General features: G+C 59.0%; 14 protein-coding genes and 3 tRNA genes. 12 read left to right on the forward strand and 5 right to left on the reverse strand.

Features of this window, described 5'->3' with window-relative positions:
- Positions 1 to 34 precede the first annotated feature (34 nt).
- The 6 genes from pgsA (at position 35) to CKW09_RS09425 (ending at position 2,071) form a co-directional block, all read left to right on the forward strand.
- Positions 35 to 583 (forward strand): CDP-diacylglycerol--glycerol-3-phosphate 3-phosphatidyltransferase, encoded by a 549-nt coding sequence (pgsA, locus tag CKW09_RS09400; protein ID WP_061798273.1) that lies wholly within the window; start codon positions 35 to 37, stop codon positions 581 to 583.
- 145 nt (positions 584 to 728) lie between these two features.
- A tRNA-Gly gene (locus CKW09_RS09405) sits at positions 729 to 804 on the forward strand.
- Positions 805 to 859: 55 nt separating this feature from the next.
- Positions 860 to 933 (forward strand) — tRNA-Cys (locus CKW09_RS09410).
- Positions 934 to 943: 10 nt separating this feature from the next.
- Positions 944 to 1,029: transfer RNA gene (locus CKW09_RS09415), tRNA-Leu, on the forward strand.
- 235 nt (positions 1,030 to 1,264) lie between these two features.
- On the forward strand, positions 1,265 to 1,474 hold the full coding sequence (locus tag CKW09_RS09420; RefSeq protein WP_061798274.1) for a DUF2767 family protein: 210 nt from the start codon (positions 1,265 to 1,267) through the stop codon (positions 1,472 to 1,474).
- Between the two features lie 42 nt (positions 1,475 to 1,516).
- Positions 1,517 to 2,071 (forward strand): hypothetical protein, encoded by a 555-nt coding sequence (locus CKW09_RS09425; RefSeq protein ID WP_061798276.1) that lies wholly within the window; start codon positions 1,517 to 1,519, stop codon positions 2,069 to 2,071.
- Between the two features lie 72 nt (positions 2,072 to 2,143).
- Here the strand turns inward: CKW09_RS09425 and CKW09_RS09430 are convergent, their stop codons facing one another.
- Together CKW09_RS09430 and CKW09_RS09435 are read right to left on the reverse strand one after the other, a co-directional pair.
- Positions 2,144 to 2,413 (reverse strand): hypothetical protein, encoded by a 270-nt coding sequence (locus CKW09_RS09430; protein ID WP_061798277.1) that lies wholly within the window; start codon positions 2,411 to 2,413, stop codon positions 2,144 to 2,146.
- Between the two features lie 81 nt (positions 2,414 to 2,494).
- Positions 2,495 to 3,643 (reverse strand): MurR/RpiR family transcriptional regulator, encoded by a 1,149-nt coding sequence (locus CKW09_RS09435; protein WP_095096938.1) that lies wholly within the window; start codon positions 3,641 to 3,643, stop codon positions 2,495 to 2,497.
- 400 nt (positions 3,644 to 4,043) lie between these two features.
- Here CKW09_RS09435 and CKW09_RS09440 point away from each other — a divergent pair, with 400 nt between their 5' ends.
- The 5 genes from CKW09_RS09440 (at position 4,044) to eptB (ending at position 9,378) form a co-directional block, all read left to right on the forward strand.
- A complete protein-coding gene (locus CKW09_RS09440; RefSeq protein WP_061798279.1) occupies positions 4,044 to 4,349 on the forward strand; it encodes a PTS sugar transporter subunit IIB in 306 nt (101 codons plus the stop codon).
- 115 nt (positions 4,350 to 4,464) lie between these two features.
- On the forward strand, positions 4,465 to 4,788 hold the full coding sequence (locus CKW09_RS09445) for a PTS lactose/cellobiose transporter subunit IIA (protein WP_061798280.1): 324 nt from the start codon (positions 4,465 to 4,467) through the stop codon (positions 4,786 to 4,788).
- Complete coding sequence (locus tag CKW09_RS09450) at positions 4,781 to 6,082, forward strand: 6-phospho-beta-glucosidase (protein ID WP_095096941.1); 1,302 nt, start codon at positions 4,781 to 4,783, stop codon at positions 6,080 to 6,082. Before CKW09_RS09445 ends, CKW09_RS09450 begins: the two co-directional genes overlap by 8 nt.
- Before the next feature lie 62 nt (positions 6,083 to 6,144).
- Positions 6,145 to 7,506: a PTS cellobiose transporter subunit IIC gene (gene celB / locus CKW09_RS09455; RefSeq protein ID WP_061798376.1), complete on the forward strand. Its 1,362-nt coding sequence runs from the start codon at positions 6,145 to 6,147 to the stop codon at positions 7,504 to 7,506.
- Positions 7,507 to 7,725: 219 nt separating this feature from the next.
- On the forward strand, positions 7,726 to 9,378 hold the full coding sequence (eptB, locus tag CKW09_RS09460; RefSeq protein ID WP_061798283.1) for a kdo(2)-lipid A phosphoethanolamine 7''-transferase: 1,653 nt from the start codon (positions 7,726 to 7,728) through the stop codon (positions 9,376 to 9,378).
- Between the two features lie 113 nt (positions 9,379 to 9,491).
- Here eptB and CKW09_RS09465 read toward each other — a convergent pair whose 3' ends face one another.
- Positions 9,492 to 10,400, reverse strand: coding sequence for a pirin family protein (locus tag CKW09_RS09465; protein WP_061798284.1), 909 nt, complete (start codon positions 10,398 to 10,400; stop codon positions 9,492 to 9,494).
- 82 nt (positions 10,401 to 10,482) lie between these two features.
- The gene (locus tag CKW09_RS09470; RefSeq protein WP_061798378.1) at positions 10,483 to 11,091 is read right to left on the reverse strand and encodes an FMN-dependent NADH-azoreductase; all 609 of its coding nucleotides are present in this window, start codon (positions 11,089 to 11,091) and stop codon (positions 10,483 to 10,485) included.
- A gap of 96 nt (positions 11,092 to 11,187) precedes the next feature.
- On the opposite strand from CKW09_RS09470, the gene CKW09_RS09475 reads away from it, so the two are divergent.
- Entirely contained in the window at positions 11,188 to 11,595 is a 408-nt protein-coding gene (locus CKW09_RS09475; protein WP_061798286.1) for a winged helix-turn-helix transcriptional regulator, read from the forward strand.
- Between the two features lie 60 nt (positions 11,596 to 11,655).
- Here CKW09_RS09475 and proP read toward each other — a convergent pair whose 3' ends face one another.
- Entirely contained in the window at positions 11,656 to 13,158 is a 1,503-nt protein-coding gene (proP, locus tag CKW09_RS09480) for a glycine betaine/L-proline transporter ProP (protein WP_061798287.1), read from the reverse strand.
- Positions 13,159 to 13,263: the final 105 nt, after the last annotated feature.

Consider the following 13,263-nt stretch of genomic DNA (forward strand, 5'->3'; position numbering starts at 1 on the left):
ATTCCCACTCCAGCCAGATAGTTACCGTAGCATTATGCAATTGAATATACCGACGTGGCTTACCCTGTTTCGCGTAGTTCTGATCCCATTCTTTGTGCTGGCATTTTATCTGCCGTTCACCTGGGCTCCGATGGTTTGCGCCATCATCTTTGTGTTTGCTGCAGTAACCGACTGGTTTGACGGCTTTTTAGCCCGTCGCTGGAAGCAAACCACCCGCTTTGGGGCGTTCCTCGACCCGGTTGCGGACAAAGTGATGGTTGCCGTGGCGCTGGTGCTGGTGGCCGAGCACTACCACAGCTGGTGGATCACGCTGCCGGCGGCGACCATGATCGCCCGCGAAATTATCATCTCGTCGCTGCGCGAGTGGATGGCGGAGATCGGCAAGCGCAGCAGCGTGGCGGTATCGTGGATCGGCAAAGTGAAGACCATGGCGCAGATGATGTCGCTGGTCGGGCTGTTGTGGCGCCCCGATCGCTCCGTCGAGTACGTGTCGTTTGGCCTGCTGTACATCGCGGCGGTGCTGACTTTCTGGTCGATGTTCCAATATTTGAACGCTGCGCGAAACGATCTGCTTGAACCCTGATCAAAGCGCTGCAAAAATCGGCAAACGAACGTAATGAGCCAACAATTTTATTGACTCATTACGTCAGGTAAGTAGAATGCATCGCATCAGACGGCAGCGACGAATCGCCGAAAGATAGCAAAAAAATCAGTAAGTTCTGATTAACGCGGGAATAGCTCAGTTGGTAGAGCACGACCTTGCCAAGGTCGGGGTCGCGAGTTCGAGTCTCGTTTCCCGCTCCAAATTTAATGAAGCTGGTGTTTTCCGGCTTTAGCCTGAAAAGGCAAACAGAATTAAGGCGCGTTAACAAAGCGGTTATGTAGCGGATTGCAAATCCGTCTAGTCCGGTTCGACTCCGGAACGCGCCTCCAATTTTCCCGAGCCCGGGTGGTGAAATCGGTAGACACAAGGGATTTAAAATCCCTCGGCTTATGGCTGTGCGGGTTCAAGTCCCGCCCCGGGTACCAGGGAATAAATACCGAATAATCAAAGCAATAAGCAGTAATGTCGTGACCGCCGAGAGGCGGTTTTTTTGTGCCCGCAATTTCGTTCCGTTCCTCCGGTGCTATTTTACGCCGTTCCGCGATTTGTTTGATTCCAGAGCCATTTTTTCATCCTTGTTGTGACAGCCGTCAACCGATCCCAGGCGAAATAGCGCATTCTGGTCTAGTATTTATCGGTAAAAAATTGACTGAGGTGGCTATGCATCCGAATAAACCCATTGAGTTTGACGAAGAGATTTGCCTGGTCATCGGCAGAGCGGTCCTGGAGGTGGTGAAGCTGGGCGGGGAAACCAGCGCGCCTGCGGTGATGGACGCCATCGAAGTGGCGGTGGAGCGCCCGGGAGTGACCGAGAGCGCGGTTGCGGCCGCTGACGACGCCCTGGACCTGATGGCCCGTCTGATACAATGATCCCGCAGGGGTTATCATCAATTACAAGGGAGAGGAACCCCCATGCAATGGTTTAATTTCAAGCGCAACACCGGCGGCGCCGCCAGGCAGACCGTGCCCCCACATTTGAATGCGGCCGAATATGCGCGACATTATGCGGACCAGTCGCAGTTCGGCTCGGCAGAATTCATGTCGCTGAGCGGAGAGATCTGTTGGGATGCGGTAGTGCTCTGCGCCCATAAATCCGGGGCCATCAGTCAGGCCAAATATAATCAGCTGTGGTATAAGGTGTTCGATAAGCAATATAAGCATTTCGTGAGCCCGGACGACACGGAAATAAGCACCATGGCTGATATGCTGCGTGCGCCGCAGGGGTGTTTCATTGGTTTTTTCTCGATGCGGGATGCCGCCGCACCGCGGCTTCTGCATGCGATGATCGGCACCGGAGCGGGATTCGCGGCCGGTAACAAGAATGCCTGTATCGGCGTTGGCGGCGCGGTCGGTTGGGAGAATCTTAACCTGGCGCGCGATTTGCGCTGGCAGCCGGATGGCGGATTTGTGCGCCCGGGCGATACTGAAGTGTTGCGGATCTTTTACCGCCCCTTCCCGGTTGGCTGAAAACAGCGGCCAGCGAATAAAAAACCGCCGTTCGGCGGTTTTTTTATGCCTGAAATTCGAGGGGCGATAAGGTTATTTAAAGCCGCCGTCGCGAATGAAATCGAGCCCGGCGGCGGTTATTTTGGTCTGGTGCGGGTCGATATCGTAATTATTTTCGTCGATGTCGCTCATCACGTAGGCCTGTATCAGTCCCTTGGCCTGCAGATAGGCGAAGGGGTCGGCGAAGGCGTGGGGACTGGTGGCGTCCTGCTTCCAATACTCGTAGGTTTTGGCGTCCAGCGTGCCGGGGTGGTTGGCGGCGAGCCGGGTTAAAATCTGATTGCAGAATACGTAGTCGGTCATTTTATCATCCTTATGCACGGCATCTGGCTGCGCTGCCAGTAAGTGTAGATGACTCTGCGCCACAGAGCGCCGCGCCGGCGATCAATCCGCCGCCTGCGCGTTCAGGCTCTCCGGCAACAGCTGCGCCAGCAGCAGATCGAGGGTCAGCATCAGCCCATAGCGCGCCGCGCTGCCGGTGCCGATCGGCAACAGGCTGTCCGTCAATCCGGCCAGCGTGCTGCCGGCGGGCGCAAGGGCGACGCTGTAGGCGCCGGTAGCGGCGGTCAGCCGGGCGGCATTGAGCAGGTCGCCGTTTTCGCCGCCGCCCGACAGCAAGATCACGCTTTGCAGCGCGCCGAGGGTGGAGGCGGTCATGCGCATCAGCGCCGGATCCAGGCAGGCGAAGGCCGGGCAGCCCATGCCCACCAGGCGCTGCTGCAGGTCGTTGACATACAGCGTCATGCTGCCGACGCCAAAAATATGGACGCTTTTCGACTGGCTCAGGCGCTGGCAGACAGCGATCAGCGCGGCGTGATCCAGCGATTGCATCTGCTGATGCAGGGTGCTTTCCACATCGCCGAGCCGCTGCCGCCACAGGCGCGGCCCGCTGTCGTCGGCGGGCGGCGCGCCGTTCAGATAACGGGACCCCGCCACGCTGGCCTGCGCCAGCTTCATGCGCAGATCGCGGATGTCGTCGCAGCCCAGGGTTTTGGCGAAGCGGGTGATGGTGGCCGGGCTGACGGCGGCTTGGGCCGCCAGCTGTTCGATCGTGGCGGAGGAGGCGAAGGCGATATCGTCCAGGATGGTTTGCGCCACCTTGGCTTCCTGTTGGCTCAACTGATTTTGCCGGGCGCGAATTTGGTAGACGATGTCGGCGATGTCTTCACAGCCGATGGATCGTGCGAAGCGGCTGAGGGTATCCGGGTTGACGCCCGGCAGCTTGCCGATGTCGGCGGCGGTGGCGAAGGCGACGTCCATGCCGCCCAGTACCGGCTGGGGCACGGCGGTGCCGTCGGCCGCCTGCGCCGCCGGCTGGGCGCGCATCAGGCCGATAAAATCGTTGAGATCCTGGCAACCGAGCGATTTGGCGAAGTGGCCGACGATCTCGGTGCTGACGCCGGCGCGCGCCGCCAGCTGTTCGATGGTGGCGATGGCGGCAAAACCCGGGTTATCCAGCAGCGTGCGGGCTACTTTCGCTTCCTGCCGGCTGAACGGATTTTGTCGAAACTGGATGTGGTAAACGAGATCCATGACAGCGGTGTCCCTTGGTTACGCCAACCGGCGATCTTAGCCAAACTAGCCTGTTTTTCGTGCGGCATAAAGTCATAACCGACAGAATAAATTAATGAAAATAATTTTCAATCAGCCGGAGCCAAAAACCGCGACCTTCTCGCAATCTTTTTCGGATCCAAAGTATTTCTATGTTTTTAAAGGATAAATAGTTAACCGTAGCCACCGGCATAAAGATAATCCGATCATGGATCACAGTGTTGAAAAAAATTTTCACGAAACGTTTTCTTTAACCGATTGTTTTATATGATTTAAGTGAAAATCATAATTAAATCGTATGGAATCAAGGTATTTACAAGCGTGTTGCAGGGTTGTTTTATGTTTGTGCAGCCGACGTGGCTCACCACAGGGAGAATAAAACATGCAACGAATCGTCTTATGCTGCGCCGCAGGCATGTCTACCAGCATGCTGGTGCAAAAAATGAAAACCGAAGCGCAAAAGCGCGCGCTGGAGATCGAGATTGAAGCGGTGCCGGTGGCGGATTTTGAACGCGTGGTCGGGGAAGCGGATATCGTACTGCTGGGGCCGCAGGTGAAATACGAACATGCGCGGCTGTCGGCGCTGGCCGCACCCCTGGGCAAGACCGTGGAGGTGATCGATATGCTGGATTACGGCACCCTGCGCGGAGACAAGGTGCTGGATAAGGCGCTGGGCCTGCTGGCTTAAACCGTCATCGGCGGACTTCCCGCCGAATAATACAATTTATCGTTCGGCTGGCGGGTTATTTGATTAATTCGCCGCGGCATCGTTTTGCCTTGAATAAGCCGGCGGGGAGGAGCGAATGGATTTGGAAACCAGCGTTATGGAGCTGTTGGTGCAGGCCGGCAGCGCGCGCAGCGCATTGCTTGCGGGCCTGCAGCAGGCGCGCGGCGGCGACTTTAACGCCGCAGAGGCGTCGTTGGCCGAAGCGCGGGCGGCGATAGGCAGAGCGCACGGCATGCAGACCGCGCTGATTGGCATCGACCAGGGCGCGGGAAAAATACCGCTCAGCCTGATCGTGGTGCATGCGCAGGATCATTTGATGAACGCCATGCTGATTCAGGACCTGGCCACCGACATGATCGAACTTTATCGCCGTTCAACATCGGGAGCGAACCATGACTAAGATAGCGGTAATCGGCGGCGGCAGCAGCTATACGCCGGAACTGGTCGAAGGGCTGATCGCCCACTACCGGGAGGTGCCTCTGAGCGAGCTGGCGCTGGTGGACGTTGAGGCCGGTCGGGAGAAGGTGACGACCATCGCCGAACTGACCGAAAGAATGCTGAAACGCAGCGGGCTGGATCAGGTGAAAGTGTCGGTGCATTTTTCGCTGGAGCCGGCGATCCGCGGCGCGCAGTTCGTATTGACGCAGCTGCGGGTCGGGCAGCTGGCGGCGCGCGCCGCCGATGAACGGCTGGGGCTGAAATACCGGCGGCTGGGGCAGGAGACCACCGGCGTTGGCGGGTTCGCCAAGGCGCTGCGCACCATTCCGGTGATGCTGGAGGTGGCGCGGGTGGTGGAGGCGGTGGCGCCGGACGCCTGGATCATCAACTTCACCAACCCGGCGGGCATTGTCACCGAGGCGGTATCCCGTTACAGCAAGGCGAAGATTATCGGCCTGTGCAACGTGCCGATCACCATGCACCATATGATAGCCAATATGCTGAAGGCGCCCTTCGATCGGGTGGACCTGCGCTTCGCCGGGCTGAACCATATGGTGTGGGTCCATCAGGTGACGCAAAACGGCGTCGACGTGACCGCCGCGGTGCTGGAGATGCTGAGCAGCGGCGAAACGCTGTCGATGAACAACATCAAGGATTTGCCCTGGCCGCCGGCGTTCCTGCAGGCGCTGGGCGCCATTCCTTGCCCTTATCACCGCTATTTCTATCAGACTGCCGACATGCTGGAAGAGGAGCTGGAAGCCGCCGCCGCGCAGGGCACCCGCGCCGAACAGGTGATGAAGGTGGAGGCGGAGCTGTTCGAACTTTATGCCGATCCGGCGCTGGATAAAAAGCCGGAGCAGCTGAGCTTGCGCGGCGGCGCCTTTTATTCCGAGGTGGCGGTGGAGCTGCTCCGCGCCATTCACAACAACAGCGGTAAAGTTATGGTGGTCAACACCCGCAACAACGGCGCCATTCAGGGGTTGCCGGATGATGCGGTGATCGAAACCAACTGCGTGATCGACGCGCAGGGGGCGCATCCGCTGAGCTTCGGGCGATTGCCGCTGGCGATGAACGGCCTGACGCAGCAGGTGAAAGACTTCGAGCGGCTGACCATCGAGGCGGCGGTGCACGGCGATCGGCAAAGCGCGCTGTTGGCGCTGGTGGTGAACCCGCTGATCGGCGGCGCCGGCATCGCCGAGCCGTTGCTGGACGAGGTGTTGAGCCTGAATCGGGATTACTTGCCGCAGTTCAACTGAGCTGCGGCGCCATAATAACAATCGCACATGATGATAGCCGGCGCGGCCGGACGGGGGGAATGATGGCGGGACTCAATAGCATTCTGGAACGTTACGTATTGCCGACGGCGCTGAAGATTGCCGGGCAAAAACATATTCTGTCGGTGCGCGACGGCATTATTTTGAATATGCCGTTCATGTTGATCGGTTCGTTCTTTTTGATTTTCGCCTACCTGCCGATCCCCAGCTACGCCGGGCTGATGAGCGAGGTGTTCGGCGCGGCCTGGCGCGACAAGCTGCTGTACCCGGTCAAGGCGACCTACGACATCATGGCGATCATTTCCAGTTTCGGCATCGCCTACCGGCTGGCGGAGAAGTACCGCGGCATGGATCCGCTCAGCACCGGCGCGGTGTCGCTGGTGGCGTTTATCATGACCATTCCTCAGCATACGCTGTTCGCCCCGGTGAAGGGCGCGGCGGAACAGATTGTCAAAGGGGTGCTGCCGATGAACTTTATCGGCAGCCAGGGGCTGTTCGTGGCGATCGTGGTGGCGCTGCTGTCGACGGAGATCTACCGTTTCGTCCACAACCGCAATCTGGTGATCAACATGCCCGAAGGGGTGCCGCCGGCGGTGGCCAAATCGTTCCTGGCGCTGATCCCCGGTTTTTGCGTGCTGGCGGTGATCCTGATACTGCGCCTGATCGTCGAGGCGACGCCGTTTGGCGACATCAACACCATGATCGCCACGCTGATCGGCATCCCGATGCATCACGTCGGCGGCACCCTGCCGGGGATGATTTTCTCGGTGATCCTGATCGGGCTGCTGTGGACGCTGGGGCTGCACGGCGACGCCATCGTGCTGGTGTTTATCCAGCCGGTGTGGCTGGCCAACATGTCGGAAAACCTGGTGGCGTTCCAGAATAACCAGCCGATCCCGCACATCATTACCCAACAGTTTTATGATTTATGGATCGCGCCCGGCGGCACCGGCGCCTTGCTGGGGCTGGTGATCTTTATGCTGATCCGCAGCCGCAGCGCGCAAATGAAGCAGCTGGGCAAAATCGCCGCGCCGGGCTGCCTGTTCAATATCAGCGAGCCGATGGTGTTCGGCATTCCGCTGGTGATGAACCCGTATTTCTTCCTGCCGTTTATTTTAACGCCGGTGGTGCTGGTGATCGTCACCTACAGCGCGATGGCCACCGGGCTGGTGACGCCGCCGGTAGGGATTGCGCTGCCGTTCACCACGCCCATTTTCATCAGCGGCTATCTGGCGACCGGCGGCCATATTTCCGGCACGGTGATTCAGGTGGTTAACTTGCTGATCTCGATGGCAATCTACTATCCGTTCTTCCGCGCCTGGGACCGGCTGAAATACCGCGAAGAGCATCAGGCGGCGCAGGCGGCGGAGCCTGCCGTCAACGCAGAAAGCCCGGTATCGTCCTAACGGCAACCTCGCGGCGGCGGCGTTCCTGCAGCGCCGCCGCCGCGTTGCACATGACTTGTTACACTATAACAACGCTAAACCATTCCTTTTCGGCAACGCCCGGCCATATTGTCTGTCTGACATCCATTAATTAAACAGCAGGTGAGGGCATGGCTCTCAACAAGCTGTGTCAGCAATCGGCTAACAAGCTACTTTTTTTGGCGGGAACGGTATCAAATAATGCAGAAATTCCGACGTTGGACCCAGTTGCAGGTCTGCTTCTTCATTGCGTTTTATCTTGGCGTATTACTCAATATCCCCATTTTCTATCGTCGCTATCAGCAGCTGCGCTATGACAATGTGTTGTCCATCAGCATTGAAGCGTTCGCCGCCTTCAGCCTGGTGTGCTTCATCATGCTGCTGATTTCCCATTTGGGGCGGCGTCTGTTCCGCATGCTGGCTACGTTGCTGGTGCTGAGCTCGGTGGCCGCCAGCTATTATATGGTGCTGTTCCATGTCGATATCGGCTACGGCATTCTGGCCGCGGTGATGACTACCGACGTCGACCTGTCCAAAGAATCGGTGGGCTGGCATTTCGTGGTGTGGATGGTGTTGGTCAGCCTGCTGCCGCTGCTGTTGATCTGGCTGGCGCCGATGGCGGAGGCCTCGCTGCGCGCCGGCAACCGCCGTACGCTGCTGAAAAAGAGCGGGATCATGCTGGCCGCCGGGCTGTGCTGCTGGCTGCCGCTGAAGCTGATGGGGCAGGTGCAGGACCAGCACGACAAAGAGAATAACCAGATGATGGCCAGCTACGGCGGCGTGGTGGCCGGCAGCTATTCGCCTTCCAACTGGTTGTCCGCGCTGGGCCTATTCACCTACAGCGCCTACACCCAGGCGGAGGACAGCCGCAATCTGTTCGACCCGGCGGCGCATTTTACCTATCAGCCGCCGAAGGACGTCGATGACCTTTATGTGGTGTTCGTGATCGGCGAAAGTGCGCGGCGTGACCATATGGGGGTTTACGGCTACCGGCGCGACAATACGCCCAACCTGGACAAAGAGGCGAATCTGGCGGTGTTGCAGGGCTACTCCTGCGATACTTCGACCAAGCTCTCCCTGCGCTGCATGTTCGTGCGCGAGGGCGGCGCCTCGGAGGCGCCGCAGCGCACGCTGAAGGAAATGAACGTTTTCTCGGTGCTGAAAAAGCAGGGCTTTTCTTCGGAGCTGTTCTCGATGCAGAGCGAGGCCTGGTTCTATAACAAGACTCAGGCGGATGACTATGCGCTGCGGGAAACCATTCAGGCGGAAAAACGCAACGCCGGCAAACCCGTCGACGACATGGCGCTGATTAACGAGCTGCAGGACTCTCTGGGCCGCCATCCGCAGGGCAAGCACCTGGTGATTCTGCACACCAAAGGCTCGCATTATATGTATACCGAACGCTACCCGCGCGCCTTCGCCCGCTATAAGCCGGAATGCCAGGGCATCGACGACGCCTGCTCCACCGAGGAGATGATCAATTCCTATGACAACAGCCTGTTGTACACCGACGCCTTCCTGGAGCAGGTGTTCAACCAGTTGCGCAGCCGCAACGCCATCGTGTTTTACGCTTCGGATCACGGTGAATCGATCTCCGAGAACCTGCATTTCCACGGCACGCCGCGCGACCACGCGCCCAAAGAGCAGCGCACCATTCCGATCATGGTCTGGGCGTCGGACAAGTTTCTCAGCCAGCCCGATCATCAGGCGGCGTTCAACCAGCTGAAGGCGCTGCAGCAGGCCAAGACGCCGGTGTTCCATGAGAAGTTGTTCGACAGCATATTGGGCTGCATTGGCTACACTTCGCCGGACGGCGGCATCGTCAAACAGCGCAACTGGTGCCAGGTTAACTGATCCGCCGCCGTTGAATAAGAAAAACCGCCGGACGGCGGTTTTTTTATTCAACGCTGACTCGGCAGCGAAACGGTCCGGATAGCGGCCATGGGGGCGTCGGTGGCCTATGGCGCTCAGCGGAATACCGGGATCGTCCCCGATGCCGTACGACGATCTCCGGCTTCCTTCAACTTCCTGCCCAGTTCAGCGATGCGGCGCTCGCCGGCTTCCAGCGCCTGCGCGGAGGTATGCACCGAGTAAGAGCCAAGATGCAGCGGGTAGGGATGCGGTACGGCCGAACCAAGGACGAATACGGCATCTTTCTTGCCGGTTGCTTCAAGCTCAATGGGCATTTCGCCCGGCTCGAACACCACCATTTCTCCCGCGCTGACCGAAGCGCCGGCACCGGCATCGAGGCTGCCCTTCGCCATTGCCAACCAGCCGACGGTATGGCCGGAAGGCGGGCGGTAAGACCAGCGTTCACCGGCCGGCAGCGTCACCAGCAGGTAGTTGATGCCTGCCGGTGCGGGCACCGGGCTTTGCGCCCCCTGGTGCTTGCCGACGATGACGTGCGCCGGCCCGTCCTGATGCATGTTTTGGGCTTCGATGTAGCAGCTTATCGACTCGCTGCCCTCGAGTTCCGCGGGCAAGGCCAGCCAAAGCTGAAAACCCTGAATGCGCGGTACGTCGGCGGCGGACAATTCCTTGCCATGCCACATGCCGCCCCCGGCATGTGACCATTCCACGCCACCGTAGGTCAGCGTGCTGGAGGTGCCGCTGGCGGGATCTGCGTAGCGGAAAGCGCCTTCGACCGGCACGGTCACAGTGGCGATGCCCGAGTGCGGATGCAGTGGCATCGCGCTCATCGCCTGCATGGTGTGCTGGTCCGCATCGAACAGGTCGAGAAACACGAAGGGCTTGACTACCTGGCCCAGATCGGAAGGACTCATCAGCCGGGTGATAGGCCCGTGGCCCTGGCCCCGCGTGCGATGCGCGATGCGCCGCATTGGGGGCTCGGCGTTACGGGCAAAAACGGTGTTCATAAGCTTTCTCCTGTCGGGTGTCGGCACGCCTGGCGCCAGTGAAGCGCTCATGGCGGCCTTTCTCGAATGGTCGTTTTGCGTCTCAGGCGCTAAGTTTCTCGACGTCGGCCACCGCCGCGTCGATGGCCGCCTTGCGGGCGTCGTCGCCCAAACCCAGCCCCTCGGCGCGTACGAAGGTCACGTCGGTGATGCCCAGAAAGCCGAAGAAGCCGCGCAGGTAGGTTTCCTGATGATCGAGGAAGGCCGCCGGGGCTCCTTCGCTGTACTGTCCGCCGCGGGTGGACGCCACTATGACCCGCTTGCCGCCGGCCAGTCCCTCAACACCGCTGGCGCTGTAACGGAAGGTTTTGCCGGCCACGGCGATCCGGTCGAGCCAGGCCTTGAGCTGCGAGGGCAGCGAGAAGTTGTACATGGGGGCGCCCACGACGACGGTGTCGGCGGCGAGGAAGTCGTTCAATAGCTTGGCGTTGCGGCTGACTGCCTGCCTGGCGGCGGCGTCCTCTGGCTCGATTCCCTGGAAGGCCAGGAACTCAGGCGTTGAGAGGTGGCCGATCGGTTCTGCGGCAAGGTCGCTGCGGACGATCTCGATGTCAGAAGCGGTTTCGCTCAACCGCTTGACGATGGCGGCCGTGAGCTGGCGGCTCACTGATTGTTCGTTCAGAATGCTGGCGTCGATATGAAGAAGTGTCATTTGCTCGGTCCTCTGGTATAAAATTGTAACCTGGACTAGCAATGTAACTACCCCATTAACCGCGTGCAATACGGCACATTAAGAGAACTCAGTATCATGAATGTAACCGGCCAACCCCATGATCTTCGAAATTCCGACTGTCAAAAGATCAGCCAGGTATTGGCCCGCGTCGGGGAAAAATGGAGCATCCTCATTATTATGCTTCTGGCCAGCGGCCCGCGCAGGTTTACGGAAATCAAGCGGGCTATCAATGGAATATCGCAAAGAATGTTGACGCTGTGCCTCCGTGGGCTTGAGCGGGACGGGCTTATCAAAAGAACGGTTTATGCGGTGATGCCGCCGCATGTGGAATATGAATTGACGCCGCTTGGACGCTCGCTCACGGAGCCTGTTATCGCGCTTGGAACCTGGGCAAATGATCATATTGCAGATATCGATGCCGCCAGAGAGGCATTTGACGCGCAGCAAGCGAGCCAAAGCAATATTCCGTCTCAATTCAAATAATTCACGCCGCGCCACCAATGAAAAAGCCACCCGCGGGTGGCTTTTTGACATCAGACGTCCTTAGTCCAGCTTGGGATGCTGGTCGATCAGCGTCTGCTTTTTCTTTTCCAGCTCGGCGATCTGCGCGTTGATATCCTCGACCTTCTGTTCGATGTTGTCGTAGGTTTCCTGCAGCAGCTCCTTGGCCTCGGCACGGTCCGAAGCGGCCGGCGTGGCGCCGCGCAGCGGTTTATTGGCGGTTTCTTTCATGTACAGCCCGGTAATCAGGCCGATCACCGCGACCACCATCAGGTAGTAGGCCGGCATGTACAGGTTGCCGGTAGATTCCACCAGCCAGGCGGCGGCCGTTGGGGTGGCGCCGGCGACCAGCACCGAGATGTTGAACGAAATCGCCAGGGCGCTGTAGCGGATGTGCGTCGGGAACATCGCCGGCAGGATGGAGGCCATCACGCCGGTGAAGCAGTTCAGCAGCACCGCCAGCACCAGCAGGCCGAGGAAGATCAGGCCGATCACGTTGCTGTTGATCAGAATGAAGCAGGGCACCGCCAGCGCCATCAGGCCGATGCTGCCGCCGATGATGAACGGCTTGCGGCCGACGCGGTCGCTGGTCAGGCCGATCACCGGCTGCACGAACAGCATGCCGATCATGATGGCGATGATGATCAGTACGCCGTGATCTTCCGAATAGTGCAGATTATGCGACAGGTAGCTCGGCATGTAGGTCAGCAACATGTAGTAGGTCACGTTGGTGGAGATCACGATGCCGACGCATACCAACAGGCTTTTCCAGTGTTTGGAGGCGATCTCTTTGAACGAGGTCTTCGGCGGGTTTTCGATGGCGTTGCGATCGTCTTTCTCCATCTTGTCCACGTGCTGCTGGAACGCCGGGGTTTCTTCCAGCGCGTGGCGCAGGTACAAACCGATCAGGCCCAGCGGCGCGGCGATGAAGAACGGAATACGCCAGCCCCAGTCGAGGAAGTTGGCTTCGCCGACGATGCTCGAGATCAGTACCACCACCCCTGCGCCCAGCACGAAGCCGGCGATGGAGCCGAAATCAAGCCAGCTGCCCATAAAGCCGCGCTTGCGGTCCGGCGAGTATTCGGCCACGAAGATAGCCGCGCCGGAGTATTCGCCGCCGACGGAGAAACCCTGCGCCAGCTTGGCCAGCAGCAGCAGGATCGGCGCCCAGATGCCGATCGAGGCGTAGGACGGGATCAGGCCGATACAGAAGGTGCTCACCGCCATGATGATGATGGTGATGGACAGGACTTTTTGGCGACCGAATTTGTCACCCATGGCGCCAAAGAACAGGCCGCCTAGCGGACGTACCAGGAAAGGCACCGAGAAGGTCGCCAGCGCGGCGATCATCTGGACGCCGGGAGAGGCGCCGGGAAAGAAGACTTGCCCAAGGGCGTAGGCTACGAAGCCGTAAACGCCGAAGTCGAACCACTCCATCGCGTTGCCCAATGCGGCCGCGGTGATCGCCTTCTTCAGCTTGCTGTCGTCGATGATGGTGATGTCATTAATGTGCATCGGTTTATGACGTTTTTTTCTTAACTTCATATAATCATCCCTTAATGAATTTTTAGTTGTTCGTGAATTCGTAATCCCCGTTCACTTTTCTGTCGCGAGCCATCAGTTTGGCTAATCATATTGTTGTTTCAGGTG

It is taken from the genome of Serratia ficaria, from assembly GCF_900187015.1.
GTDB classification, from domain to species: domain Bacteria; phylum Pseudomonadota; class Gammaproteobacteria; order Enterobacterales; family Enterobacteriaceae; genus Serratia; species Serratia ficaria.

Excerpts from the sequence above, each read along its gene's own strand:
- pgsA (WP_061798273.1), top strand. The coding sequence starts at position 35 with ATGCAATTGAATATACCGACGTGGCTTACCCTGTTTCGCGTAGTTCTG.
- CKW09_RS09420 (WP_061798274.1), top strand. The coding sequence starts at position 1,265 with ATGCATCCGAATAAACCCATTGAGTTTGACGAAGAGATTTGCCTGGTC.
- CKW09_RS09425 (WP_061798276.1), top strand. The coding sequence starts at position 1,517 with ATGCAATGGTTTAATTTCAAGCGCAACACCGGCGGCGCCGCCAGGCAG.
- CKW09_RS09430 (WP_061798277.1), bottom strand. The coding sequence starts at position 2,413 with ATGACCGACTACGTATTCTGCAATCAGATTTTAACCCGGCTCGCCGCC.
- CKW09_RS09435 (WP_095096938.1), bottom strand. The coding sequence starts at position 3,643 with ATGGATCTCGTTTACCACATCCAGTTTCGACAAAATCCGTTCAGCCGG.
- CKW09_RS09440 (WP_061798279.1), top strand. The coding sequence starts at position 4,044 with ATGCAACGAATCGTCTTATGCTGCGCCGCAGGCATGTCTACCAGCATG.
- CKW09_RS09445 (WP_061798280.1), top strand. The coding sequence starts at position 4,465 with ATGGATTTGGAAACCAGCGTTATGGAGCTGTTGGTGCAGGCCGGCAGC.
- CKW09_RS09450 (WP_095096941.1), top strand. The coding sequence starts at position 4,781 with ATGACTAAGATAGCGGTAATCGGCGGCGGCAGCAGCTATACGCCGGAA.
- celB (WP_061798376.1), top strand. The coding sequence starts at position 6,145 with ATGGCGGGACTCAATAGCATTCTGGAACGTTACGTATTGCCGACGGCG.
- eptB (WP_061798283.1), top strand. The coding sequence starts at position 7,726 with ATGCAGAAATTCCGACGTTGGACCCAGTTGCAGGTCTGCTTCTTCATT.
- CKW09_RS09465 (WP_061798284.1), bottom strand. The coding sequence starts at position 10,400 with ATGAACACCGTTTTTGCCCGTAACGCCGAGCCCCCAATGCGGCGCATC.
- CKW09_RS09470 (WP_061798378.1), bottom strand. The coding sequence starts at position 11,091 with ATGACACTTCTTCATATCGACGCCAGCATTCTGAACGAACAATCAGTG.
- CKW09_RS09475 (WP_061798286.1), top strand. The coding sequence starts at position 11,188 with ATGAATGTAACCGGCCAACCCCATGATCTTCGAAATTCCGACTGTCAA.
- proP (WP_061798287.1), bottom strand. The coding sequence starts at position 13,158 with ATGAAGTTAAGAAAAAAACGTCATAAACCGATGCACATTAATGACATC.